Source organism: Mesorhizobium koreense (assembly GCF_031656215.1).
In the GTDB taxonomy this organism is placed as follows: Bacteria; Pseudomonadota; Alphaproteobacteria; order Rhizobiales; family Rhizobiaceae; genus Mesorhizobium_L; species Mesorhizobium_L koreense.
Genome location: NZ_CP134228.1, coordinates 652752 through 675675, shown reverse-complemented (window position 1 = coordinate 675675; position 22924 = coordinate 652752). Strand labels below are relative to the sequence as shown.

Sequence of the window (22924 nt, the reverse complement as noted above, 5' to 3'; positions counted from 1 at the left end):
GAAACTTCCTCCCGGGATTGTTTTCCGGCCAACCGGACTTCTCGCCCTGCCGGAAACTCCGTCAGCCTAAGGCCTGTCAGCCAATTAATTCCACTATATGGAATACAATTTGACTATTCAGAATTATTCCGCCATGCTATCGGGCTTGTCAAGGCAATTGATACGGTCGGAGCGAGATATGCCGCGGCGTGCGGACGCCAATGGAGCCGGGCCCAATGCAACCGGGACGCTGGGAAAGGCGATGGACGTGCTCGATGCCGTCGCCGCCGCCGCCACGCCGCCGCGCTTCACCGACCTGTTGAAGAAGATCGACCAGCCGCGCGGCACGCTGCATCGGCAGATATCCAATCTGGTCGAGGAGGGCCTGCTGTCGGTACGCGGCGATCATTCTTACGAACTCGGCATCCGTCTTTTGCGGCTGGCATCGAAAGCATGGTCGGATAACCAGTTCCGTCTGGTGGCCGAGCCGCATCTGCGCCGGTTGCACGACGCCACCGGCGAGACGGTGCATCTCGGCGTGCTGAGCGGCTCGGAGGTGGTCTATCTCGACAAGGTCGAGGGGAGGCAGATGGTGCGCATGCACTCCCAGATCGGCAACGCGTCTCCGGTCTATTGCACCGGCGTCGGCAAGGCGGCGCTGTCGGCGCTGCCCGACGCCGAGGTGGAACGGCGCATCGCATTGCTTCATTTCCATGCCCACACGCCGGTGACGCTGCACGACGCCGACGCGCTGCGGCGCGAGGTCGCCGCAATCCGGCGGGCCGGTGTCGCCTATGACCGTGAGGAGCATGAACCGGGCATCCATTGCGTGGCCGCGCCCATCCATTCACCGAATCGCGATTTCGTGGCCGGCGTGTCGGTGACCGCGCCGGCCTATCGAATTCCGATGACCAGGCTCGAGGAATGGGAGCCTTTGGTGCGCAGCTGCGCCCAGGCGATCATGGAGGACATGGCAAGCCGGCTCGGGCCGCGTTCGTGATGTCGTCCGGCAACGGACGGCCCGGCCGTGGCGCCGGGGCTGAGTGACAGGGAGGAAGATCGATGTCGGGCGTCGAACTGAAGGAAGTGAAGAAATCCTTCGGCAATGCCGAAATCATCCACAGCGTCAGCCTGTCGGTCGCGGCAGGCGAGTTCGTCGTCTTCGTGGGCCCGTCGGGATGCGGCAAGTCGACGTTGTTGAGGCTGATCGCCGGCCTCGAGGACGCGACCGCCGGGGCGATTTCCATCGGCGGCCGCGATGTGACGCGGGTCGACCCGGCCGATCGCGGCATTGCCATGGTGTTCCAGTCCTATGCGCTTTATCCGCATATGACGGTCGAGGAGAATATGGGCTTCGGCCTGCGCATGACGGGCACGGACCGTGCCGTCGTTGCCGAGCGTGTCAGGAAGGCGGCCGCCATCCTGCATCTCGACCAGCTTTTGAAGCGCAAGCCGAAGCAATTGTCCGGCGGCCAGCGCCAGCGCGTGGCCATCGGCCGGGCGATCGTGCGCGAGCCGCAGGTCTTTCTCTTCGACGAGCCGCTGTCAAACCTAGACGCGGAACTGCGCGTGCAGATGCGGCTGGAGATCGCCAAGCTGCACAAGGATCTCGGCGCCACCATGGTCTATGTGACCCACGACCAGGTCGAGGCGATGACGCTGGCCGACAAGATCGTGGTGCTGAGGCTTGGCCGGGTCGAGCAGGTCGGCTCCCCTCTCGAACTCTATCGCGATCCCGACAACGTCTTCGTCGCGGGCTTCATCGGTTCGCCGAAGATGAATTTCCTGCGCGCGAAGGCGACAGGACGCGCAAACGGCAAGGTCCGCATTTCGCTGCCGGATTTCGACGGCGTGGAAGTTCCGGTCACGCTCAAGAGCGAGGGTCCGGCCGAAGGCGCAGAACTCGTCCTCGGCGTGCGCCCTGAACATTTTAGCCCGGCCGGTTCGGTGCGACTGAAGACCAGGATCGATGTCATCGAGAACCTTGGCGGCGCCTCTTATGCCTATGCACGGGCCGGAGAGGAGCAGCCCTTGACCATCGAACTGCGCGACGCCGGCGGGATCGCGGAGGGCGGTACGATCGAAACCGGCTTCGACCCATCCGACGCCTTCCTCTTCGATCCGGAAAATGGTGCGCGAATCCGCTAAACTTGTGCGGTGCGCTCCAGTTTAGAATAATTCTAAATCATTGATTTGTTGGAGAAATTCTAAAAGATAGCATTTGACAATCGCCCGCGCGGCAGTGTTTATGACGCAACCGCGCTTGAGGCGCATCCCTTTGATGTCAGGGCCTTGGACCCTTTCGATTGGAGGTAACTATGTCCTATACCATGAGCCTGCCTCCGGGCGCGGAGAGCGGGCTGCGCAAATGGTCCGCCGTTCCCGTTCTCGATTCCTGCGATTTTCCTACGGCCGCGAAGGCGGCGGGAGTTGGCGATGCGATCCGGCGTGGGGGATCGTGACTGCTTCGGGGGCTGCTATTTCGAGCGGCCGGCCGAAAAGCTTGTCCTGGAAGGCTATCGTCACTGGACGGCGGGTTACGATACCGGCTCCGTCGTCCCGTGGGAAATGGCTTGGGGGCTCTATTCGGATATTCTCGGCAGTTCGGACGCGCGTGTCGCGCTGGCCGAGCTTTCCCATTTCATCCGCACGCTCGGGCGTTGCGCGCATTGCCCGCTACGCGCCTTTCCCTTCGGTGCGCATCATATCTGCCGCGACGAATGCCTGACGCTCGGTATCATAGCCGCCAATCAGCACGAGGACGCCCGTGCGGCGGAGCTTTGCCTTGGAGCGCTCGCCTGTGCGCCGAGAGCGCGCGAGGTAGGCGAGGCGGCAAGGGACTTCGCCGCGGCCCTTTCCGGCTTCGAGCAGAAACTTTTACCGATCCCTGCCGGCGTCATCGAGGACATCCTCATGCGTGCCCGCGCGCCCTCCGGGCAGACGGTACATTGAGGGCGACCATGATCAGCGTTGGTCTGGAAAGGCGTCTTGCCGTCGTGGCGACAGCGGCCCTCACCCTGGCCATTTGGGTATTGCCGGCAAGCGCGACGGCGGCACGGTTGGCGCCCGGGGTGGGTTCGACGAGCCTTGCATTGCGCTCCGGCAGCGGGGTTTGTATAGCGAGATGTTATACCGTAACAGATTTTCTTACCGTTGGTTTCCGAGGGGACATGAAATGAACAGGAATGCCTTGCTGATCGCGGCGGGACTGGCCTTTGCGCTGCCGACGGCGGCCCTTGCCGCAGACGATGCCAAGCCGGCCCAGGCCGCCGAGACGCCGAACTATCCTTATATCGCCGGCAAGCTCAATCTTGAATTCGACAATGACTGGCTGTTCCATTCGCAGGATCCGTCGGCCGAGTTCAACAACCTCTACCTCAGCTCGAACACGCTCGAGGTGAAGCTGGGATTGACGCAGGTGTTCTCGGTCAATCTCGGCCTGACGCTCGAACAGGTGAAGGATCCGATCCCGCCCAAGGATTGCACCATGTGCAATATCGGGCTCTACATGGATACGATCGACTTCCAGGCGGATGTCGGCAACTGGTCGTTCACCGCCGGCAAGCACGAGCCGGCCTTCGGCTTCGCCTGGGATATCGCCCCCGGCGTTTTCGGCACCAACTATGCCGAGGACTATGAGCTTTCCGAAGTCTGGGGCCTCGGCGCCGCCTATACGTTCAACACCGATTTCGGCAAGCATACGCTGGCGGTGAACACTTTCTTCGCCGATACCACCGTGCTTTCGGAATCGCTTTTCACCAATCGCGGCCGTGCTCATCTCGCCGACGGCGGTGCCGGCAATACCGGGCGGCTCGACAATTTCGCCGTGACGCTGTTCGGCGAGGAGATCCCGAACCTTCCGGGCTTCAAGTACAACCTCGGCTATCGGCACCTTTCCGCCGGTTCCGGCGACTATGGCGACGAAAACGGCGTCATCGCCGGCGTCGCCAAGGATACCGAGATCGGCGACGGTGTGACATTTGGCGTTCTTGGCGAGGTCGCCTATTTCAGCAACTACGGCGGCGCTGATGACAATGCGGTCTATACGACGCTCGGTACGTCGCTGAAGCGCGGTCCCTGGCATGGCGAACTGACCGGCGAGATCCGGCATTTTCAGGTCGAGGGCACCGACCATCTGGTCCAGGTTTCCGCCGGCTACGGGTTTGAAAGCGGCTACGATCTGAGCGTCGGCTACGCTTTCGAGCATGTGGGCGGCATTGACAACCAGACGCTCGGCGTCCGCCTGACCAAATGCTTCAATTTCACGACGAGCGGCCCGAAGCCTGAATGCTGATGTTACCAGAATGCTGATCTGTCCCAAATGTTGATCTGTCACTGCAACATCATCCAGGAAAAGGAAATCGAGGCCGCGATCGTCGCGCTTCTCGATGCCGATCCCTGGCAACTCATCGTCCCCGCGAAGATCTATCATTCGCTGGGTAAGCGAGGGCGGTGTTGCGGCTGCTTCCCGAATGTGGTGGAAATCATCATCCGGGTCACGGAAGAATATCATCGCCGTTCCAGAATCGACGGCGATGATATAGTTCCGTTCCTGGATAGAGTGCGCGGATTGCGCGGCCACTACGGGAGCAGGGATCATGAAAGGCGAAAAGCAGGTCATCGAGCGGCTTAACGAGGCGCTTTTCCTCGAACTTGGCGCGGTCAATCAGTACTGGGTGCATTATCGCCTTCTGGAAGACTGGGGCTACATGAAGCTGGCGAAGAAGGAGCGCGAGGAGTCCATCGAGGAGATGCATCACGCCGATCGGCTGATCGAGCGCATCATCTTCCTGGAAGGGCACCCGAACGCGCAGTCCGTCGCCCCGCTTCGCATCGGCCAGAACGTGAAGGAAGTGCTTGAGGCCGACCTTGCCGGCGAATACGACGCTCGCACCTCCTACAAGAAGTCGCGTGAAATCTGCCACGATCGCGGCGACTACGTCACCATGCAGCTCTTCGAGGAGTTGCTGAAGGACGAGGAGGGCCATATCGACTTTCTCGAGACCCAGATCGACCTTCTGAAGTCGATTGGCGAGGAGCGTTACGGACTGCTCAACGCCGCTCCGGCTGACGACGCCGAATAGGCTACGACCAGGGAGAAGAATTTCCTGGCCGTCGATCACGAAAGGGGCAGGCAATGCGTTGACCGCGCCGCCGCTCAAGCCTTTCCGGCTGCCAGGCACATGGAATGGGGAGGCGCATGGCGCGCCGCCATTTTTGGCACAACCGGTTCCATCAGGCGACTTGATTGTCCTTTGAATTCTGGCGGTCGATAGCGGATTTCTGGTTTTCTGCCATAGTATCTCATTTGGGGCCACGTCGCGCCGGTGACCCTTTGGCTACCCTGTCGAGGCCTCGGGGTTGCCAACAGGCTTTGTTTGGCGCATCCAAGCGACCCGAAAAAATAAGAATTTTATAGAGGGGGAGGAGAATGGCACTGCATCCGGACAGGCTTTTTCCGATCGAGCCGTCGGCTCGTGAAATCGCCCGGCGGCTTTATGAGGCAGTCGCCGGCCTGCCCATCGTCTCTCCGCACGGTCATACCGATCCCGCCTGGTATGCGAAGGACGAGCCCTTCCCGGACCCCGCCACGCTCTTCGTCAAGCCCGACCACTATGTGACGCGCATGCTCTATTCGCAGGGCGTGAAGCTGGAACAACTCGGTGTCGCACGTCGCGACGGTGGTGAGGTGGAGGCGGACGGCCGCAAGATCTGGCGCCTGTTCGCCGAGAATTTCTATCTGTTCGCCGGCACGCCTTCACGGCTCTGGTTCGAGCATTCGCTCGAAACCGTGTTCGGCATCGCCGACCGGCTCGGCCCCGGCAACGCCGATGCACTCTACGACCGCATTTCCGACGCGCTGCAGACCGAGGAACTGCGCCCGCGCGCGCTTTATCGCAAATTCAATATCGAGGTGATCGCGACGACGGACAGCGCGCTCGACGATCTCGCCTCGCATGATGCCATCCGCGCCTCGGGCTGGGACGGCCGCGTCGTTCCCACCTACCGGCCGGACGCCGTCGTCAATCCCGATAGCACCGGTTTCGCCGACAATGTGCGGAAACTGGTCGAGATGACCGGCAACGCGCTCGACTGGAACGGCTACCTCGCCGCACACCGCGCGCGGCGCGCCTATTTCAAGGAGCGCGGCGCGACCGCGACGGATCACGGCCATCCGACCGCCCGCACCGCCGACCTGTCGCAACCGGCCGCCGCCCTTCTCTTCGAGCGTGTCCTGTCCGGCACCGTCTCGCCGGAGGATGCCGAGATCTTCCGGGCGCAGATGCTCACCGAGATGGCCCGCATGAGCGTCGACGACGGTCTGGTCATGCAGATTCATCCGGGCTCGTACCGGAACCACAATCCGGGTGTATTCGCTGCGTTCGGGCTGGACATGGGCGCCGACATCCCGCAGCCGACCGACTATGTCCGCGCGCTGAAGCCGCTACTTGACGCGTTCGGCAACGATCCGCGCCTCACCCTCATTCTCTTCACTCTCGACGAAACGGCCTATTCGCGTGAGCTCGCTCCACTTGCAGGCCACTATCCGGCGCTGAAGCTCGGGCCCGCCTGGTGGTTCTTCGACAGCCCGGAGGGGATGCGCCGTTTCCGCGAGACGACGACCGAGACGGCCGGCTTCTACAACACCGTCGGCTTCAACGACGATACGCGCGCCTATCTGTCCATTCCCGCGCGCCATGACATGGCCCGCCGCGTTGATTGCGCTTATCTCGCGCGTCTGGTCGCCGACCACCGGCTGGACGAGGAAGAAGCGCGAACCATCGCGCGCGACCTGGCATACGGGCTGGCGAAGGCGGCTTACCGGCTTTGATGCCCGGCGGCTCGCCCAATGAAACAGGGCGGGAATGGTGCCGCTTGCGTGACTCGAACACGCGACCCCATCATTACGAATGATGTGCTCTACCAACTGAGCTAAAGCGGCAAACCCTGCGCCGATGCACCTGTGGCGCGGGTGATAGCCGCATTGACGCGCGATTTCAAGACACTTCGGCCGCGTGGCAGCGCACCGCCCGATTGTATACAGCAGCCGCTTTGCCCAGGCACACTCCGGGCGCCAACTTATCCCAAGGTTAAACTATGGTCGAGATATTAGAGGGTAGCCATATGTCGCATCCCGATATAAATTTTACGTCGCATGGCGATATAAATTCCGATGTGTCGTCGATGCTTTAGGGAGGACGAGGGTATGCAACAGGATAGTGGGGGATGGTTTGCCCGGTCGCGCACCGTGGCCGGACCAGGTTTTAGCCGATGGATGGTTCCGCCGGCGGCATTGTGCGTACATCTTTGCATCGGTCAGGCCTATGCGTTCAGTGTCTTCAACCTGCCGATGACGAAACTGATCGGCATAAGCGAATCGGCGCCGGACGACTGGAAGCTGACCCAGCTCGGCTGGATCTTCTCGCTCGCCATTTTCTTCCTCGGCGTTTCGTCGGCCGTGTTCGGCCGCTGGGTCGAGGAGGGTGGACCGCGCAAGGCCATGTTCACCGCCGCCTGCTGTTGGGCCGGCGGCTTTCTCATTTCCGCCTTCGGCGTCAGTATCCATAATCTGTGGCTGATCTATCTCGGCTACGGTGTGATCGGCGGCATCGCGCTCGGCATCGGCTATATCTCGCCGGTCTCGACGCTGATCAAATGGTTCCCCGACCGGCCCGGCATGGCCACCGGCATGGCGATCATGGGCTTCGGCGGCGGCGCCTTCATCGCCGCGCCGCTGTCGGTATGGCTGATGAGGAAATTCACTACCGACGCCCATATCGGCGTGATGGAAACCTTCGTCGTGCTCGGCGTCGTCTATTTCGTCTTCATGATCGTCGGCTCGATCATCGTGCGCGTGCCGCCGCATGACTGGGCACCGGAAGGCTATGTGGCGCCGAAGGAGAACAAGCTGATCAGCAAGAACGACGTCTTCGTCTACGACGCGTTGAAGACGCCGCAATTCTGGCTGATCTGGTGGGTGCTGTGCCTGAACGTGACCGCCGGCATCGGCGTTCTCGGCCAGGCTTCGGCGATGAGCCAGGAGATGTTCCCCGGCATCATCACGCCGGTCGCCGCCGCCGGTTTCGTCGGCCTGATGAGCCTGTTCAACATGGGCGGGCGTTTCTGCTGGGCGACCGTGTCGGACTATATCGGACGCAAGAACACCTATTTCGTGTTCATGGTGCTCGGCTTCATCCTCTACTGCACGGTCCCGCACGCCGGCGCGATCGGCAGCGTGTCGTTGTTCGTGTTCTGCTTCCTCATCATCATCTCGATGTATGGAGGCGGCTTCTCGACCGTACCGGCCTATTTGAAGGACATGTACGGCACACGCTATGTCGGCGCCATCCACGGCCTTCTGCTGACGGCCTGGTCGATGGCCGGCATCTTCGGGCCGGTGCTGGTCAACTACATCCGCGCCTACAATGTCAGCCACGGTGTTCCGAAGGCGCAGGCCTACAACACCACCATGTACATCATGGCAGCACTTCTGGTGATCGGCTTCATCTGCAATTTCCTGGTGAAGGCCGTGGACAAGAAGTACCACATGAAGCCGGAAGAGGACGACGCTGCGCTCGACGTCGCCGGCGAAGCGGCTGCGCGGGCCTGAGGAGGATCGATCATGAGCAATGGCAATCAGAACGGCACGACCACGCTTCATCTGGTATTGGCCTGGGGTTTTGTCGGCATCCCGCTCGTGCTGGGCGTCCTGCAGACCCTGTCCAATGCGATGAAGCTGTTCCAGTAAGGCACCTCCAGTAAGGCACCGGCCTGCCGCCATCCACCGGGATGGCGGCAGGCCGACGAGTTTTGGATCAGCCTTTCGTAAACAGGTATTTCAGCAGGGCGGCGATGCCCAGCAGGAGCAGGACCGCCACGAGGATCCAGAGGATCATCATCCCGCCCATCATCGCGCCCGAACCGGTCATCATGGTTTTCACACCTCGGCTTTGAAGCGCCGCCGGCAAAAGCACATGTTCCGCGCCGCGCTGGAGGGAGCCTGATCCTTCCAGTGGGTGTAAGGTCAAGCGCCGCTACGCCGCATGCGCCTTATCGGTCGAGAAACGCGAGACCAACCTCTCCTTCGCCTCTTCATATTCACGCGCCAGCCTATCGATCAGCGCGCGGGCCGGGACGATTTCCTTCACCACGCCGATACCCTGGCCACAGCCCCATATTTCCTTCCAGGCCTTCGATTTCGACGAGCCGCCGGCGAAGCTCATCGCCGAGGGATCGGAAGACGGCAAATTGTCGGGGTCCATGCCCGCGTTGCGCACGGAGCCTTTCAGATAGTTGCCGTGAATCCCGGTGAAGAGGTTCGAATAGACGATGTCCGCAGCCTTCGATTCCACGATCATCTTCTTGTAGGCGTCCGGCGCGCGGGCTTCGACGGTGGCGATGAAGGGCGAGCCGACATAGGCGAGGTCGGCGCCCATCGCCTCGGCGCCGAGGATGGCACCGCCATTGGCAATGGCGCCGGAAAGAAGCAGCGGCCCGTCGAACCATTGCCTGATTTCCTGGACGAGTGCGAAGGGCGACAGCGTGCCCGCATGGCCTCCGGCTCCGGCCGCCACCGCGATCAGCCCGTCGGCGCCCTTCTCGATCGCCTTGCGGGCATGGCGGTCGTGGATGACGTCGTGCAGTACGATGCCGCCATAGGAATGGACCGCGTCGTTTACCTCCGGCACGGCGCCGAGCGAGGAAATGACGATCGGCACCTTGTGCTCCACGCAGAGCGCCAGGTCCTGTTCCAGCCGCGCGTTAGATTTGTGCACGATCTGGTTGACCGCGAAGGGTGCCGCCGGGTGGTCGGGATGCGCGCGGTCGTACGCCGCCAGTTCTTCCCCGATCTCGTGCAGCCATTCATCGAGCTGCGGTTGCGGACGGGCGTTGAGCGCCGGAAAAGCGCCGATGATCCCGGCCTTACACTGGGCAAGCACCAGCGGCGGATGGGAGATGATGAAAAGCGGCGAGCCGAGGACGGGAAGGCGCAGGTTCTTCTTCAGGATGTCGGGCAGGGCCATGCGGTTGCTCCCGGCGGAAATTCGGTGCGTGGGTCGAGGCCGTTTTAGCAGAGGCGGCGTTGCGGGCAATCTCATTTCGCCGGGGATCGCGGGCCGCCTCGCCGGCTCGTCCATTGATTGCGGGCCTCCCTGCGGTTAACCATGATCAACGGGCGCAGAAGGAGCCGCGAATTGGACGCTATCGAGAAAGCGATACGCACTGCCTTCGAGCGAGGAAACCCAGAGGATCGCGCTTACCGCGTAAAGGTCTACCGTTCGGCTTTCGCGGCGCTGGAGCGCGCCATCGCTTCCAGCGGCGATACCCAATCCGAGGCGGCCGAAGCAAGGCGCAAGGCCTTGAAGATCCGGATCGTGGAGATCGAGGCGGAATTCCTGCCGGCCGAGGAAGGGGAGCCTGCGCGAAAGCCGTCCGCGCCCGCCGCGGCACCCGCGGTCGATCCCGACCTCAGGCGCGAGACCGGCGAGGAGGTCCGCTCCCCTATCCTCGACGAAGCGGAGCCTCGCGGCACGGACCGAGCCTTCGAACCCCGCATCGAACCCGGTGACCGCGAGGATCCCGTCCCAACCTCGGATCCGGCCCTTCCGCTTGGGGAGGAGGCGCCGCGTCGCAGACGCCGATCGGGCAGCAAAGGCCGATCGCTGGCGTCGTCCGCTGCTCTTACTGTCGTCGTTTTGGCGGCGATTGTCGGCGGTCTGTGGTGGGCCGGCACCGCCGGCCTGGAACTGCTGTCGGGAAATCCCATGTCCGGCGGCGACACCCCGCCGAAGACGGTGGAGCAGGAGAATTTCAATTCCTCGCAAAGCGCCGGCTTGCGGGGCCCCGGCTCGTCCGCGAACGGAGAGGTCTGGATCACGATTTTCTCGCCGACCGACCCGACCACCGTATCGGCCCCCGCGACCGGCAAGGCCGAGGTGAAGGAGGAGGAAGGCGGCAAGTTCCTGCGTATCCAGTCGGGTTCTCCCCGCTCGGAATTCGCCTTCGACGTCGGGCAGGGCATACTGGAGCGGATTGCCGGCAAGCACGCCGTGTTCGACATCGTTGCCCATTCCGAGGAGGGCAAGGAGACAGAAATGTCGGTCAATTGCGATCTCGGCGCGTTGGGCGATTGCGGCCGCAAGCGCTACCACGTTGGCCACGAGCGCAACGATTTCCTCTTCGAGATCGACGTTCCGGACAAGAAGCCTTCGGGCGCCGGCAGGATCATCGTCGATCCCGATCTCGACGGAAAAGGCAACCCGCTCGATATCGTCGAGATCAGGGTATCGACGACGCATTGATGCTGCTCCGGCCCACATCTGGTGGACGCCGGCCGGCTTAACCCTGCCTTAAAGCCCAAGCCCTACTGTCTGGGGCACGCTTCGCAAGCGCTCGGGATGGCAAAAGGGTGGGAATGGCCAGGCGGAAAAGCAGCCGACGCATCGACCCGGATTTCGGCGAACCTTCGCGCTCCGGCCTTTCGGCCCGCGAGGACGACCGCATGGTATCGTCACGACAGCGGAAGAATTCGGCGAAGGGACGTTCCAGGCGTCGTGGCCGCAGCCGAAAGCGGCGCGGCGGCGGCCTTTTCTCGCTCTTCGGCCGGTTGACCTACTGGTGCCTCGTGCTCGCGCTCTGGGGTGGCATCGCCGTGGTCGGCGTCGTCGCCTATTACGGCGCGCAGATGCCGAGCGCGACAAGCTGGGCGATCCCCGACCGGCCGCCCAACGTCAAGATCGTCGACGTCAACGGCAAGCTGATCGCCAATCGCGGCATGACGGGGGGTGAATCGGTCAGCCTCCAGCAGATGTCGCCCTATATTCCAGAGGCCGTCATCGCCATCGAGGACCGCCGCTTCTATTCGCATTTCGGCATCGACCCGCTCGGCCTCGCAAGGGCGCTCGTTTCCAATATCCTCGAAGGACACATCAGCGAGGGCGGCTCGACGCTGACCCAGCAGCTTGCCAAGAACCTTTTCCTGACGCCCGACCGCACGATCAAGCGCAAGGTGCAGGAAGTGCTCCTGGCGCTCTGGCTCGAACACAAGTTCACCAAGAACCAGATCCTCGAAATGTACCTGAACCGGGTCTATTTCGGTTCCGGCGCCTATGGCGTGCAGGCGGCGGCGCGCCGCTATTTCGGCAAGTCGGCGCATGACGTGACGCTGTCGGAAGCAGCCCTTCTGGCCGGGCTGGTCAAGGCGCCCTCCCGTCTTTCGCCGGCACGCGACCCGAAGGCGGCGGAAAAGCGCGCCCAGCTCGTTTTGGCTGCGATGCGCGACCAGGGCATGATCGGCGAGACGCAGATGGCGAAGGCCATGAGCGCGCCGCCGACCAGGGTAGCGTCCTACTGGACCGGCTCGGAGAACTATGTCGCCGACGAGGTCATGGGCGAACTGCCGGACCTGATCGGCGAAGTCGGCTCCGACATCGTCGTGCAGACGACGGTGGACCTCGATTTGCAATCGGTGGCCGAGGGCGCGATCCATCGCCTGATCCAGGAAGACGGCAAGACGCGGCATGTCAGCCAGGGCGCGCTCGTCTCCATCGACAATACCGGCGCGGTACGCGCCATGGTCGGCGGCTACGACTACGCCAACAGCCAGTTCGACCGTGCCTCGGAAGCGCGCCGGCAGCCCGGCTCCGCCTTCAAGCCCTTCGTATATCTGGCCGCGATGGAAGCCGGTCGCACGCCGGACTCCATCCGCAACGACGCACCGGTGAAAATCGGCAAGTGGACGCCGGAGAACTACGGCGGCAAGTATTACGGCCGCGTGACACTGACGGAAGCGCTGTCGCGCTCGCTGAACTCGGTTGCCGCGCAGCTTGCAATGGAGGTCGGACCGAAGACCGTTGTCGCGGTCGCCCATAGGCTCGGCATCCAGTCCGATCTCGACGCCAACGCGTCGATCGCGCTCGGCACGTCGGAAGTGACGCCGCTCGAGCTTACGGCGGCCTATGTCCCCTTCGCCAATGGTGGCTACAAGCCGACGGTCCATTTCATCCGCCGCATCCTCTCCTCCTCGGGCAAGGTGCTCTACGCCTTTCCGCAAAAGGCCGAGCCGCGCGTTATCCGGCCGGAGATCGTCGGCATGATGAACAGCATGATGAAAGAGACCATCCTGCACGGCACGGCAAGGCGGGCGGCGTTCGGCTGGCCCGCCGCGGGCAAGACCGGCACCAGCCAGGATTCCCGCGACGCCTGGTTTGTCGGCTACACCTCGAACCTGACCACGGGCGTCTGGTTCGGCAATGACGACAATTCGCCGACGAAGGGCGTCACCGGCGGCAGCCTGCCGGCGATGGCATGGAAGGAATTCATGACGGCCGCGCATGAAGGCGTTACGGTCCGCGACTTGCCCGGCTCATGGCATCCCACACCGGGTGTTGCCGTCGCTCCGGTTGCGGTCAGCGAGGACGAGGATCGGACGGCGCTGCCAACGATGCGGCCGACAACTCCGGCCCCGGCATCGGAGGGAAAACCGGCCGCCACGGATTCGGCGGGTTTCAAGCCGCCCGCCGCCATCCCGCATCCGTCTCAGCGCTCCAGACAGCCGCTCGACAACAGCCGCACGGCATCGGTCTCGCGGCCGGTGCCGCCGGCCGATGTCGGCGGCGCGCCGCGCCGCGGCGGCCTTTCCATCCTCGACGTCATATTGGGCGGCCGCGACTGACGAACACCGTGCGAAAAGGCCCCCTCGTCAGAGCGGCTTTCCTCGTCTACATAGAGCGCCTGCGAAGAGAGCGCTGCTCATGCCCGAACCCGATACCCGCAAGACTCTTGTGCTGACCGGCGCCAGCCGCGGCATCGGGCATGCGGCGGTCAAGCGCTTTTCACGCGAGGGCTGGCGCGTGATCACCTGCTCGCGCCAGGCCTTTGCCGACAATTGCCCCTGGCCGGCTGGGCCGGAGGATCACATCCAGGTCGATCTCGCCGACCAGGAGGATGTCGGCCGTGCCATCGCCGAAATCCGCCATCGGCTCGGCCCGAAGGGAAAACTCGAGGCACTCGTCAACAACGCTGCAATCTCGCCCAAGCGCGAAGACGGCAGCCGGCTCGATTCCATCGAGACGCCGATGCATCTTTGGCGCGATGTCTTCCAGGTGAACTTCTTCGCACCGATCATGCTGGCGCGCGGCCTGTTCAGGGAACTGGCCGAGGCCGGCGGCTCGATAGTCAACGTCACCTCGATCGCCGGCGGCCGGGTCCATCCCTTCGCCGGCACGGCCTACGCGACCTCCAAGGCGGCGCTCGCCTCGCTGACGCGCGAGATGGCGGCGGATTTCGGTCCGCACGGTATCCGCGTCAACGCCATCGCGCCGGGCGAGATCGACACGGCCATCCTGTCGCCAGGAACGGACAAGCTCGTCCAGACGATTCCGCTGCGCCGGCTCGGCCAGACCTCGGAGGTCGCCGACATCATCTTCTTCCTGTGTTCCGGACAGGCATCCTACGTGACCGGCGCCGAAATCCACATCAATGGCGGCCAGCACGTCTGACGACAGGGTTGCCTGGCGTCGGCGATAAGGCATCGCCGAGCGAGAAAACGGGGAGGTACGCCACGACTGCGCGCCTCCCCGTCCCGTTATCGCACTTGTGCGACGGAGACTATTTGCAGCCGCCGGAGAGCGCCTTTTCGGCGAATTGCGTGTCGATATGCTCGACGATCGTCTCCATGCTGGGCGGGTTGTCGAGGCGGCCGCTCGCCTTCAGCCATTGACCGGTCTTGAAGTAGGCCTGCGCGACCTGTCCCTCGGCTATCTTGCCCGGTTCGCCGAGGCCACGCTGGGTCAGTTCGTTCTCCGGCTTCCAGATCGGCCAGCTCGACCCGACCTTTATCGCCTTTTCAGGATCGGCGCCGACAAAGGCGCCCGCCTTGCCAAGCACCGCCTCCTTGTCCGCGCCGGTCATGAGCTTGTAGGCGGCCAGTTGCGCGCAGACATAGCCCTGGACGACGTCCGGATGGGCCTTGGCGAAGGCGGCGTCGGCGACCACGACGTCGAGCGCCGGATAGCCGAGCTCGGCCATCTGGCTGATCGTCGCCACGAGCTTGCCGCCCGCCGCAACCATTTCGCTCATCCCCGGTTCCGAATTCATGCCGCCGGCGATCGCCTTCGTCTTGAAGGCCGCGACCATCGCCTGCCGCTCGAGGCCGACCAGCTTGACCTTTCCGGTCAGGCCCTTGGCATCGAGCCAGCCGTTGAATGCGAAGTCTTCCGAGGCACCCTGCAACGTGCCGAAGGTCTTGCCTGCCATCTGTTCGGGCGTGAGCGAACTGTCGATGACGAGGCCGGCATTGTCGTAGAATTGCGCCCAGACGACTTTCAGGTCGACGCCCTTGGCGATGGCGGTGGTCACCGGCGGGTTGCCGACGCCGTTGACGATGTTGTAGGCGCCGCCCTTCATGCCGGCGAGCGCCGCCGGCCCGCTCGAGATAGGCAGCCATTTGATCTCGCCCGGTATCATCTTGAGGAGGTCGGGCTGGGTGGCGATCACCGCTTCCTGCAGCGGTGCGCCATGTGCCCAGGTCGAAACGTTGATCGTCTCGGCCTGGGCCGCCGCGCAGGTCAGCCCCAGCGCCGCGGCGGCGCCCAGCAATGTCTTGGCAAGGTAGGTCATTTCAGCTCTCCCATTATGGTTTCATTGTCGGATCGAGATGGCGCTGCAGCCGCCTGAGGCAGGCGTCGAGCCCAAGGCCGAGCAGCGCGATGATGAGGATGCCGGCGAAGATCAGGCTGGTGTCGAGGAACTGGCCGGCCTGCAGGATGACGAAGCCGAGACCTGCCGTGGCGGCGATCATCTCGACCGCGACGATGCTCGTCCATGAAAGCCCCATGGAAAGACGCATGCCCGTTATGATCTGCGGCATCGCGGCGCGGATGCGTACATGGATCATCGTGTACCATTCCGACGCGCCGAGGCAGCGCGCGCAGTTCAGCATCTCGCGCGGGATGGCGTCCAGCCCGGCAGCCGTCGAGATGGCCATGACAGGCACGACGCCGGCGGCGATCAGGATGATCTTCGGCGCTTCGCCGATGCCGAACCAGACGATCAGCACCGGCACGAAGGCGAGCGGCGGCAGTGGCCGTGTGATCTCGATGAAGGGATCGACCACGGCGCGGAAGGAACGAAAGCCGGCCATCATGGCGCCGATCGCGATGCCGATGAACGAGCCGATAGCGAAGCCGGCCACCACGCGGCCGAGGCTGATCAACGCGTGGCCGATGAGGGTTTCTCCCGCCGAGGGATAGGGCATGCCCAGATAGCGGATGAGCACGCGGACGGTTTCAATCGGGGTTGGCAGCAGCACCGGGTCGCGGATGATGAACGCCGCCGCAACTTGCCAGATAACCAGACCGCCGATCACGCTGGCGATCGAGATCATCCAATGTCTCGTGGCGCCCGAGGGGGAACGCAGGACGCCGGGTGCCTCTGTCGTCGAACCGGTGCTCATGCGTCTGCCAGCCTTTCGCGAAGTTCATGTCGAAGGGCTATGAATTCGGGCGTGTCCCGCAGCGCCTTGTCACGAGGCCTGGCCAGTTCGATATCGACGATGTCGACGATCCGCCCGGGCCTCGGAGACATGATGCAGACGCGGTCCGAAAGCAGCGCCGCTTCCTCGACGTCATGGGTGACGAACAGCACGGTCATCCGTTCGCGCTGCCACAAATCGAGCAGGAAATTCTGCATTTGCTCGCGCGTGATGGCGTCGAGCGCGGCGAAGGGCTCGTCCATCAAGAGGATGCGCGGGCGGTTGATGAGCGCGCGCGCCAGCGCCGCCCGATGGCGCATGCCGCCGGAAAGCTGGTGCGGATAGTGATCCTTGAAATCTTCCAGGCCGACGGTGGCGAGAAGCGCGTCGGCCCGGCTCCGGGCTTCCTCGTTGTCCAGGCCCTGGGAGCGGGGACCGAACAGGACATTGTCGCGCGAGGTGAGCCAGGGAAACAGCGTCGGCGACTGGAAGAGAACGCACCGGTCCACTCCGGGCCCCGTGACACGCCCGCCATGCGCGGCGATCTCGCCGTCGTCCGGCGCGATGAAACCGGCGACGATATGGAGCAGCGTGGACTTTCCGCATCCCGACGGGCCGAGCAGGCAGACGAACTCTCCCGGTGCAATTCCAAGATGGATGTCGTGCAGCGCCTTTGTCGGCTGTCCGTCACGCCAGAAGGTCTTGGATATACCCGAGACGGAGACGGCCGTCTCCGCCGCCAGGCTGGAAGCGCCTGATTGGGCGCTCGGGGCTGGCTGCAGCCCGTTTTCGTGTTGGCTTACTCCCATCGGCCTTCCACATCTGGCTTGCATCGTGATATGTGTTATGTGTTATAACAAACACCAAGATCGATGAAACCGCAAGCCCCATGCGGATATCGACCTGGATGATCCGGGAGCAAGCAATGCCGGCAAAAGCGGAAATCGAATCGGATTTCGAGAGAGCCTCGCCGGAGAAGGGGACCGCGCTCAAACTTGCGAAGGTGAATCGCGTCGATTCGCTCGGCGACCAGGCGGTAACCAGCTTGCGCGGCGCCTTGCGGCGCGGCGCGCTTTTACCCGGCCAGCGCCTCACCGTCCGCGAGATCGCCGATACGCTCGACATCAGCCTGACACCCGCACGCGAGGCGCTCAACCGGTTGCTGGCGGAAGGCGTCCTCGATCAGACACCGGACCGTGTCGCCGTGGTGCCGCTTCTTACGAAGGAGCGCTATGGCGAGATCTGTGCGATCCGGCTCGACCTGGAAGGGATGGCGGCCAGGGAAGGTTGCGCGCGGCTTTCAGCATCCGATCTAGAGCGCCTGAAGGAACTCTACGAGCGGCATGCCTCGGCCTATCGCTCGCGCGATGCCAGGACCTCGCTCCGCCTAAACGAGGAATTCCATTTCACCATCTATGGCGCCTGTGCGATGCCGACCCTGCTCCAGATCCTGGAGACGATGTGGCTGAGGGTCGGGCCATCGATGAACTTCCTCTTTACGGCCTCCTATGATCCGGACTGGACCGGCGGTTCGCATCACCGGGCCATGCTGGATGCCATCGCCGCCGGCGATGCGACGGCGCTGGAGCGGGCCGTCCGAGGTGATCTTATCGACGGGCGCGCCCGCCTTACGCGGCATCTTCCGGACTGATTGCACCGACAAGGGAACGAATTTGATGACGTATTTCGAAGAGGCCGGCCGCTCCCGCGAAGAGGTCATGGGCGAACTCGTCCATATGCGCGACAACGATATCGACTGGCGCGGCGGCCGAACCTCGGCCTACGTGTTCAGTGCCGGCGAGGAGATACGGAACTTCGGCAAGGAAGCCTATAACGAGTATTTCACCGAAAACGCGCTCGGTGCCCGGCGCGCTTTCCCGAGCGTCCAGCGCATGGAGCGCGAAGTCGTCGGCATGGGGCTCGAACTTTTCCATGCGCCGGAGGGCGGCGCCGGCAACATGACCACCGGCGGCACCGAAAGCATCATCATGGCGGTGAAGACGTGTCGCGACTGGACGCGACGGCGGAAGGGCGCCGATTTTCGGGGGGCCATCGTTCTCCCGGATTCCGCGCATCCGGCCTTTGAGAAGGCCGCCGCCCTGATGGATCTGCCGATCAGGCGTGTTCCGCTCGCGGAGGGTTTCCTCGCCGATCCCGTAGCGACGGCAGAGGCGATCGATGACGACACGATGCTGATCGTGGGTTCGGCTCCCTGCTTTCCCTTCGGCGTGATCGACCCGATCGCCCGCCTTTCCGATATTGCCGTGAAACGCGGTGTCTGGCTTCATGTGGATGCCTGCGTGGGCGGCTGGATCGCGCCCTTCGTCGCCGATATCGGGCGCCCGGTCCCTCGATTCGACTTCGCTCTCGAAGGCGTGAAGTCAATATCCGCCGATCTGCACAAGTTCGGCTTCTGCCCCAAGCCGGCTTCCACGGTCTTTTACCGGTCGGGCGAGTTGCAGGCATCCCAGGAATTCGTCTTCGACGCCTGGCCGAGCGGGCGTTTCGCGACCCAGACGCTTGTCGGCACCCGGCCTGCCGGTGCCGTCGCGGCCGCCTGGGCGGTACTGCGCCATCTCGGCCGGGACGGCTACCGCAAGATCGCCACACAGGTGATGGGCGTCCGCGACGCCTATCTGGAGGGCCTGCGCGCCATTCCCGGCATGCAGATCCGGGGAGAACCGACGCTCGCCAATATCGCGTTCGGCTGCGACGACATCGACATGGGCAAGGTCGCGACGTTGATGAGCGAGCGCGGCTGGCTACCGGGCCAGTTGAAGGCGCCGCGCAGCCTCCATCTCATGCTGTCGCTGCATCACGGTCCGGCGTGCGAAGCCTATCTTCGCGATGTCGCCGAATGCGTCGCGCTGGTCCGCAATGGCCAGACGAAGGCGAAAGCGAGTGGCGCGAATTATTCATAGCCGTCTCGGCGGCCAATAGGCGCTTATTGCGGCACGCCACCCAGATGCGAGAGCAGCTCCGCCACGTTGCCGGCCGAATATTTCTTCAGGAGCCGTGCCCGGTAGGCTTCCACCGTCCTCGGCGAGATGGCCAGCGTGCGTGCGATCTCCTTCGACGTGCGGCCTTCGCCGAGATGCATGACGATCTGTCGCTCGCGCGTCGAGAGCGCATGCACCGGCCGTGAATCCGAAAGGTCCGCGAAGCTCCAGACGGCATGGCGCAGCGGATCGTCTTCGCGCGTCAGCGAGTGGCCGCGCACCCTGCACCAGAACAGCGACCCGTCCTTGCGCGCCATGATGCGCTCGTCCGAATAGCGGTTGGTTTTCTTCAGCGGCTCGACGCCGACATTGCGGATGCGCAGGAATTCCTCGAAGGAAGGGTAGAGGATGGCGAAGGATTGCTCGACCAGCTCATCCACGCGGTAGAAGAACATCGATGCGAAGGCCGGATTGCACGCCTTGATGATGCGGTTCTCCGTCATGACGATGCCGACGGGCGCGCATTCGAATGCCAGTTCGTTGAGGGTCGGCGGTGCCATGGGTCGTGTTGCGTATTTCTACGATATTGCCGGTTTTTCGGACCCAAGGATAATAGAAGCCGGTTTGCATCGTACCAAGGAAAAACGGGCGGCGGTTGGTTGCGGCCTATCGCTGCCCTGAGCCGATCAGGCCGGTGGGAGGAATTCGATCGATGAATCTGGCCGAGTGGCTGGTCAGGGCGGCAATTTCCAACCCGTCGAGCGCCGCACTTTGCGTGGGCGAGCGGGTGGAAGCCGATTACCGCGCCTTCGCGACACACGCCGCCGCCATCGGCGCGTCGCTGTCGGGAGGATATGGGATCCGGCCGGGCGACCGTGTCGCCATCCTCGCCAAGAACAGCCCGCGCTATCTGGAGGCCTTCTACGGCATCTGGTTCGCCGGTGCCGCCGCCGTCCCCATCAACGCCAAGTTGCACCCAAGGGAAGCCGCCTGGATCATCGAGAATGCCGAAGCGTCCGTGGTCTTCGCCGACCGGTCGCTCGGCGAGGCCGTCGCCGCGCACCTGCCGTCTTCCGTGCGCGCCGTGGTCGAGCTTGGCGGCAAGAACTGGAACGACATGCTCCAGGCTGACCCGCTCTCCGGGCCGGTGCCGCGCGGTCGCGACGATCTCGCCTGGCTCTTCTATACCTCCGGCACCACCGGCAAGCCGAAAGGCGTCATGATCACCAACGGCAACATCCACGCCATGACGTTCTCCTATTTCACCGATGTGGACGTGGTCGATCCCGCCGACGCGGCGCTCTACGCCGCCCCGATGTCGCATGGCGCAGGCCTCTATAATGTCCAGCACGTTCTGAAGGGTGCGCGCCACGTCGTGCCGGAATCCGGCGGCTTCGAGCCTGAGGAGATCTTTTCCTGCGCGGAGGCGCTCGGGCGCGTCCACATGTTCGCGGCCCCGACCATGGTGCGCCGGCTGGTCGATTACGCGAAAGCGTCAGGTGCGACGGGCGAGGGCATCCGCACCATCGTCTATGGCGGCGGCCCGATGTATCTCGCCGACATTGTCGAGGCGGTCGATGTGATGGGGCCGCGCTTCTGCCAGATCTACGGCCAGGGCGAATCGCCCATGGCGATCACGGCATTGCCGCGCCATCTCGTCTCCGACCGTTCCGATCCGCGCTGGCGCGAGCGGCTGGCGAGCGTCGGCACCGCGCAGTCCTGCGTCGAGGTGAAGGTTGCCGACGAAGAGGGTCGCGCGCTGCCGGCGGGCGAGGCCGGCGAGGTGCTGGTACGCGGCGCGCCGGTCATGGCCGGCTATTGGCAGAACGCCGAGGCGAGCGCCGCGGCGCTCCGCGACGGCTGGCTGTGGACCGGCGATGTCGGCGTGCTGGACGAGGAAGGCTTCCTGACGCTGAAGGACCGCTCCAAGGATGTCATCATTTCGGGCGGCACCAACATCTATCCGCGCGAGGTCGAGGAGGCGCTTCTGACGCATCCTTCCGTGCGCGAGACGAGCGTGGTCGGCCGCCCGGATGCCGAATGGGGCGAAACCGTCGTCGCTTTCGTCGTGAAGGACCCTGCCGGCGCGCTGGCGGAAGCCGATCTCGACCGGCATTGCCTCGATCGCATCGCCCGCTTCAAGCGGCCGAAAGCCTACGTCTTCGTCGATACCCTGCCGAAGAACAACTACGGCAAGGTGCTCAAGACCGAGTTGCGAGCGATGCTCGAACGGACCGGCCCTGAAGAAATTTCGAAATGAACGGTCCGCATTCAGTCAACCCCTTCAAGCAACCCTCAGGGAGGAGAGAAGAATGAGAAGATTGCTGGGTGCGCTGGCGATTGCCGGCGCGATGGCCTTCATGCCGCCGGCCCATGCCGACGACACGGTCAAGATCGCTCTGGTGCACGGCCTTTCGGGTTCGCCGCTCGAGGCCTATTCCAAGCAGACCACGAACGGCTTCAACCTCGGTCTCGAATACGCGACCAAGGGCACGATGACGGTCAAGGGCCACAAGATCGAGGTCATCGAGAAGGACACGCAGTTCAAGCCCGATGTGGCGCGTGCGCTTCTGGCCGAGGCCTATGGCGACGACGATGCCCTGATCGCCGTCGGCGGCACCTCGTCGGGCGTGACCACCGCCATGCTGCCGATCGCCGAGGAGAACCAGAAGATCCTGCTGGTCGAGCCGGCCGTGGCCGATTCGCTGACCGGACCGAATTCCAACCGCTACGTCTTCAAGACATCGCGCAATTCCTCGATGGACATGGAGGCTCAGGCGGCGGCCTTGAAGCCCGACAAGGATCTCTACGTCGCGACGCTGGCGCAGGATTACGCCTTCGGCAAGGACGGCGTCGCCGCCTTCAAGAAGGCGCTCGAAGGCACCGGCGCGCATGTGGTGGATGAGGAATATGTTCCGCAGAACACGACCGACTTCACCGCCACGATCCAGCGGCTTTTCGATGCGCTGAAGGACAAGCCCGGCCGCCGTGTCATCGTCATCTACGTCGCCGGCATAGACGCGCTCACCCCGCTCGCCGCCGCCGATCCCGGTCGCTACGACATCAAGATTTCCACCGGCGGCAATATCCTGCCGGCGATGAAGGCCTACAAGCAGGTGCCGGGGATGGAAGGCGCCATCTACTACTACTACGGCATCCCGAAGAACCCGATCAACGACTGGCTGGTCAAGGAGCACGAGAAGCGCTTCGGCTCTCCGCCGGACTTCTTCACCGCCGGCGGCATGGCGGCGGCGCTCGCCATCGTCAAGGCGATCGAGACCTCGCCCGACCTCAAGACCGATTCGCTCATCAAGACCATGGAGGGCATGAGCTGGGATACGCCGAAGGGGCCGATGACCTTCCGCAAGGAAGACCACCAGGCGCTGCAGGAGATGTACCACTTCAAGATCAAGGTGGACCCGAAGGTGGCATGGGCCATTCCTGAACTGGTCGATGTCATCAAGCCCGACCAGATGAAGATTCCGGTCGGAAGGAACAATCAGGAGTGAGAGGCAGGGCAGTAGGGCGTTAA

Annotated in this window: 22 protein-coding genes and 1 tRNA gene; 17 read left to right on the top strand and 6 right to left on the bottom strand. The window is 63.6% G+C overall.

What is annotated here, in order from left to right:
- Positions 1 to 178: 178 nt before the first annotated feature.
- From RBH77_RS03150 to uxaC, 8 genes are all read left to right on the top strand, one after another.
- The gene (locus RBH77_RS03150; protein WP_311030701.1) at positions 179 to 979 is read left to right on the top strand and encodes an IclR family transcriptional regulator; all 801 of its coding nucleotides are present in this window, start codon (positions 179 to 181) and stop codon (positions 977 to 979) included.
- A 62-nt stretch (positions 980 to 1041) separates the two neighbouring features.
- Positions 1042 to 2127, top strand: coding sequence for an ABC transporter ATP-binding protein (locus RBH77_RS03145; protein WP_311030700.1), 1086 nt, complete (start codon positions 1042 to 1044; stop codon positions 2125 to 2127).
- Positions 2128 to 2297: 170 nt separating this feature from the next.
- A complete protein-coding gene (locus tag RBH77_RS03140) occupies positions 2298 to 2441 on the top strand; it encodes a hypothetical protein (RefSeq protein WP_311030699.1) in 144 nt (47 codons plus the stop codon).
- A complete protein-coding gene (locus tag RBH77_RS03135) occupies positions 2416 to 2931 on the top strand; it encodes a hypothetical protein (RefSeq protein WP_311030698.1) in 516 nt (171 codons plus the stop codon). Before RBH77_RS03140 ends, RBH77_RS03135 begins: the two co-directional genes overlap by 26 nt.
- A gap of 223 nt (positions 2932 to 3154) precedes the next feature.
- Complete coding sequence (locus RBH77_RS03130) at positions 3155 to 4273, top strand: hypothetical protein (protein ID WP_311030697.1); 1119 nt, start codon at positions 3155 to 3157, stop codon at positions 4271 to 4273.
- Positions 4274 to 4300: 27 nt separating this feature from the next.
- Entirely contained in the window at positions 4301 to 4612 is a 312-nt protein-coding gene (locus RBH77_RS03125) for a (2Fe-2S)-binding protein (protein ID WP_311030696.1), read from the top strand.
- The gene (bfr, locus tag RBH77_RS03120) at positions 4578 to 5063 is read left to right on the top strand and encodes a bacterioferritin (RefSeq protein ID WP_311030695.1); all 486 of its coding nucleotides are present in this window, start codon (positions 4578 to 4580) and stop codon (positions 5061 to 5063) included. The genes RBH77_RS03125 and bfr overlap by 35 nt, the downstream gene beginning before the upstream one ends.
- 347 nt (positions 5064 to 5410) lie before the next feature.
- The gene (gene uxaC / locus RBH77_RS03115; protein WP_311030694.1) at positions 5411 to 6811 is read left to right on the top strand and encodes a glucuronate isomerase; all 1401 of its coding nucleotides are present in this window, start codon (positions 5411 to 5413) and stop codon (positions 6809 to 6811) included.
- A 35-nt stretch (positions 6812 to 6846) separates the two neighbouring features.
- On the opposite strand, the gene RBH77_RS03110 is transcribed toward uxaC, so the two are convergent.
- A tRNA-Thr gene (locus tag RBH77_RS03110) sits at positions 6847 to 6922 on the bottom strand.
- A 264-nt stretch (positions 6923 to 7186) separates the two neighbouring features.
- On the opposite strand from RBH77_RS03110, the gene RBH77_RS03105 reads away from it, so the two are divergent.
- A complete protein-coding gene (locus RBH77_RS03105) occupies positions 7187 to 8590 on the top strand; it encodes an L-lactate MFS transporter (RefSeq protein WP_311030693.1) in 1404 nt (467 codons plus the stop codon).
- 12 nt (positions 8591 to 8602) lie between these two features.
- Entirely contained in the window at positions 8603 to 8728 is a 126-nt protein-coding gene (locus RBH77_RS03100; RefSeq protein ID WP_311030692.1) for an MFS transporter small subunit, read from the top strand.
- Positions 8729 to 9014: 286 nt separating this feature from the next.
- Here RBH77_RS03100 and RBH77_RS03095 read toward each other — a convergent pair whose 3' ends face one another.
- Positions 9015 to 10004 (bottom strand): NAD(P)H-dependent flavin oxidoreductase, encoded by a 990-nt coding sequence (locus RBH77_RS03095; protein WP_311030691.1) that lies wholly within the window; start codon positions 10002 to 10004, stop codon positions 9015 to 9017.
- Positions 10005 to 10175: 171 nt separating this feature from the next.
- Here RBH77_RS03095 and RBH77_RS03090 point away from each other — a divergent pair, with 171 nt between their 5' ends.
- The 3 genes from RBH77_RS03090 (at position 10176) to RBH77_RS03080 (ending at position 14480) form a co-directional block, all read left to right on the top strand.
- On the top strand, positions 10176 to 11282 hold the full coding sequence (locus RBH77_RS03090; RefSeq protein ID WP_311030690.1) for a hypothetical protein: 1107 nt from the start codon (positions 10176 to 10178) through the stop codon (positions 11280 to 11282).
- Positions 11283 to 11395: 113 nt separating this feature from the next.
- Complete coding sequence (locus tag RBH77_RS03085; RefSeq protein ID WP_311030689.1) at positions 11396 to 13654, top strand: transglycosylase domain-containing protein; 2259 nt, start codon at positions 11396 to 11398, stop codon at positions 13652 to 13654.
- A 79-nt stretch (positions 13655 to 13733) separates the two neighbouring features.
- Positions 13734 to 14480, top strand: a complete 747-nt coding sequence (locus tag RBH77_RS03080; protein WP_311030688.1) for an SDR family NAD(P)-dependent oxidoreductase — start codon at positions 13734 to 13736, stop codon at positions 14478 to 14480.
- A 109-nt stretch (positions 14481 to 14589) separates the two neighbouring features.
- On the opposite strand, the gene RBH77_RS03075 is transcribed toward RBH77_RS03080, so the two are convergent.
- From RBH77_RS03075 to RBH77_RS03065, 3 genes are read right to left on the bottom strand one after another with little or no spacing between them, the layout of a single operon-like run.
- Complete coding sequence (locus tag RBH77_RS03075; RefSeq protein ID WP_311030687.1) at positions 14590 to 15600, bottom strand: ABC transporter substrate-binding protein; 1011 nt, start codon at positions 15598 to 15600, stop codon at positions 14590 to 14592.
- 13 nt (positions 15601 to 15613) lie between these two features.
- Positions 15614 to 16435 carry an ABC transporter permease gene (locus RBH77_RS03070; RefSeq protein WP_311030686.1) on the bottom strand — a complete coding sequence of 274 codons (822 nt, stop codon included), beginning with the start codon at positions 16433 to 16435 and terminating at the stop codon, positions 15614 to 15616.
- A complete protein-coding gene (locus tag RBH77_RS03065; protein WP_311030685.1) occupies positions 16432 to 17262 on the bottom strand; it encodes an ABC transporter ATP-binding protein in 831 nt (276 codons plus the stop codon). Before RBH77_RS03065 ends, RBH77_RS03070 begins: the two co-directional genes overlap by 4 nt.
- A gap of 116 nt (positions 17263 to 17378) precedes the next feature.
- On the opposite strand from RBH77_RS03065, the gene RBH77_RS03060 reads away from it, so the two are divergent.
- Both RBH77_RS03060 and RBH77_RS03055 read left to right on the top strand, forming a co-directional pair.
- Entirely contained in the window at positions 17379 to 18104 is a 726-nt protein-coding gene (locus RBH77_RS03060) for a GntR family transcriptional regulator (RefSeq protein ID WP_311030684.1), read from the top strand.
- A 25-nt stretch (positions 18105 to 18129) separates the two neighbouring features.
- Positions 18130 to 19374, top strand: a complete 1245-nt coding sequence (locus RBH77_RS03055) for a pyridoxal-dependent decarboxylase (protein ID WP_311030683.1) — start codon at positions 18130 to 18132, stop codon at positions 19372 to 19374.
- A 23-nt stretch (positions 19375 to 19397) separates the two neighbouring features.
- On the opposite strand, the gene RBH77_RS03050 is transcribed toward RBH77_RS03055, so the two are convergent.
- The gene (locus RBH77_RS03050; RefSeq protein WP_311030682.1) at positions 19398 to 19952 is read right to left on the bottom strand and encodes a LuxR C-terminal-related transcriptional regulator; all 555 of its coding nucleotides are present in this window, start codon (positions 19950 to 19952) and stop codon (positions 19398 to 19400) included.
- A 152-nt stretch (positions 19953 to 20104) separates the two neighbouring features.
- On the opposite strand from RBH77_RS03050, the gene RBH77_RS03045 reads away from it, so the two are divergent.
- Positions 20105 to 21652 carry a class I adenylate-forming enzyme family protein gene (locus RBH77_RS03045; RefSeq protein ID WP_311030681.1) on the top strand — a complete coding sequence of 516 codons (1548 nt, stop codon included), beginning with the start codon at positions 20105 to 20107 and terminating at the stop codon, positions 21650 to 21652.
- Between the two features lie 52 nt (positions 21653 to 21704).
- Complete coding sequence (locus RBH77_RS03040) at positions 21705 to 22901, top strand: substrate-binding domain-containing protein (RefSeq protein ID WP_311030680.1); 1197 nt, start codon at positions 21705 to 21707, stop codon at positions 22899 to 22901.
- The last annotated feature ends 23 nt before the right edge of the window (positions 22902 to 22924 follow it).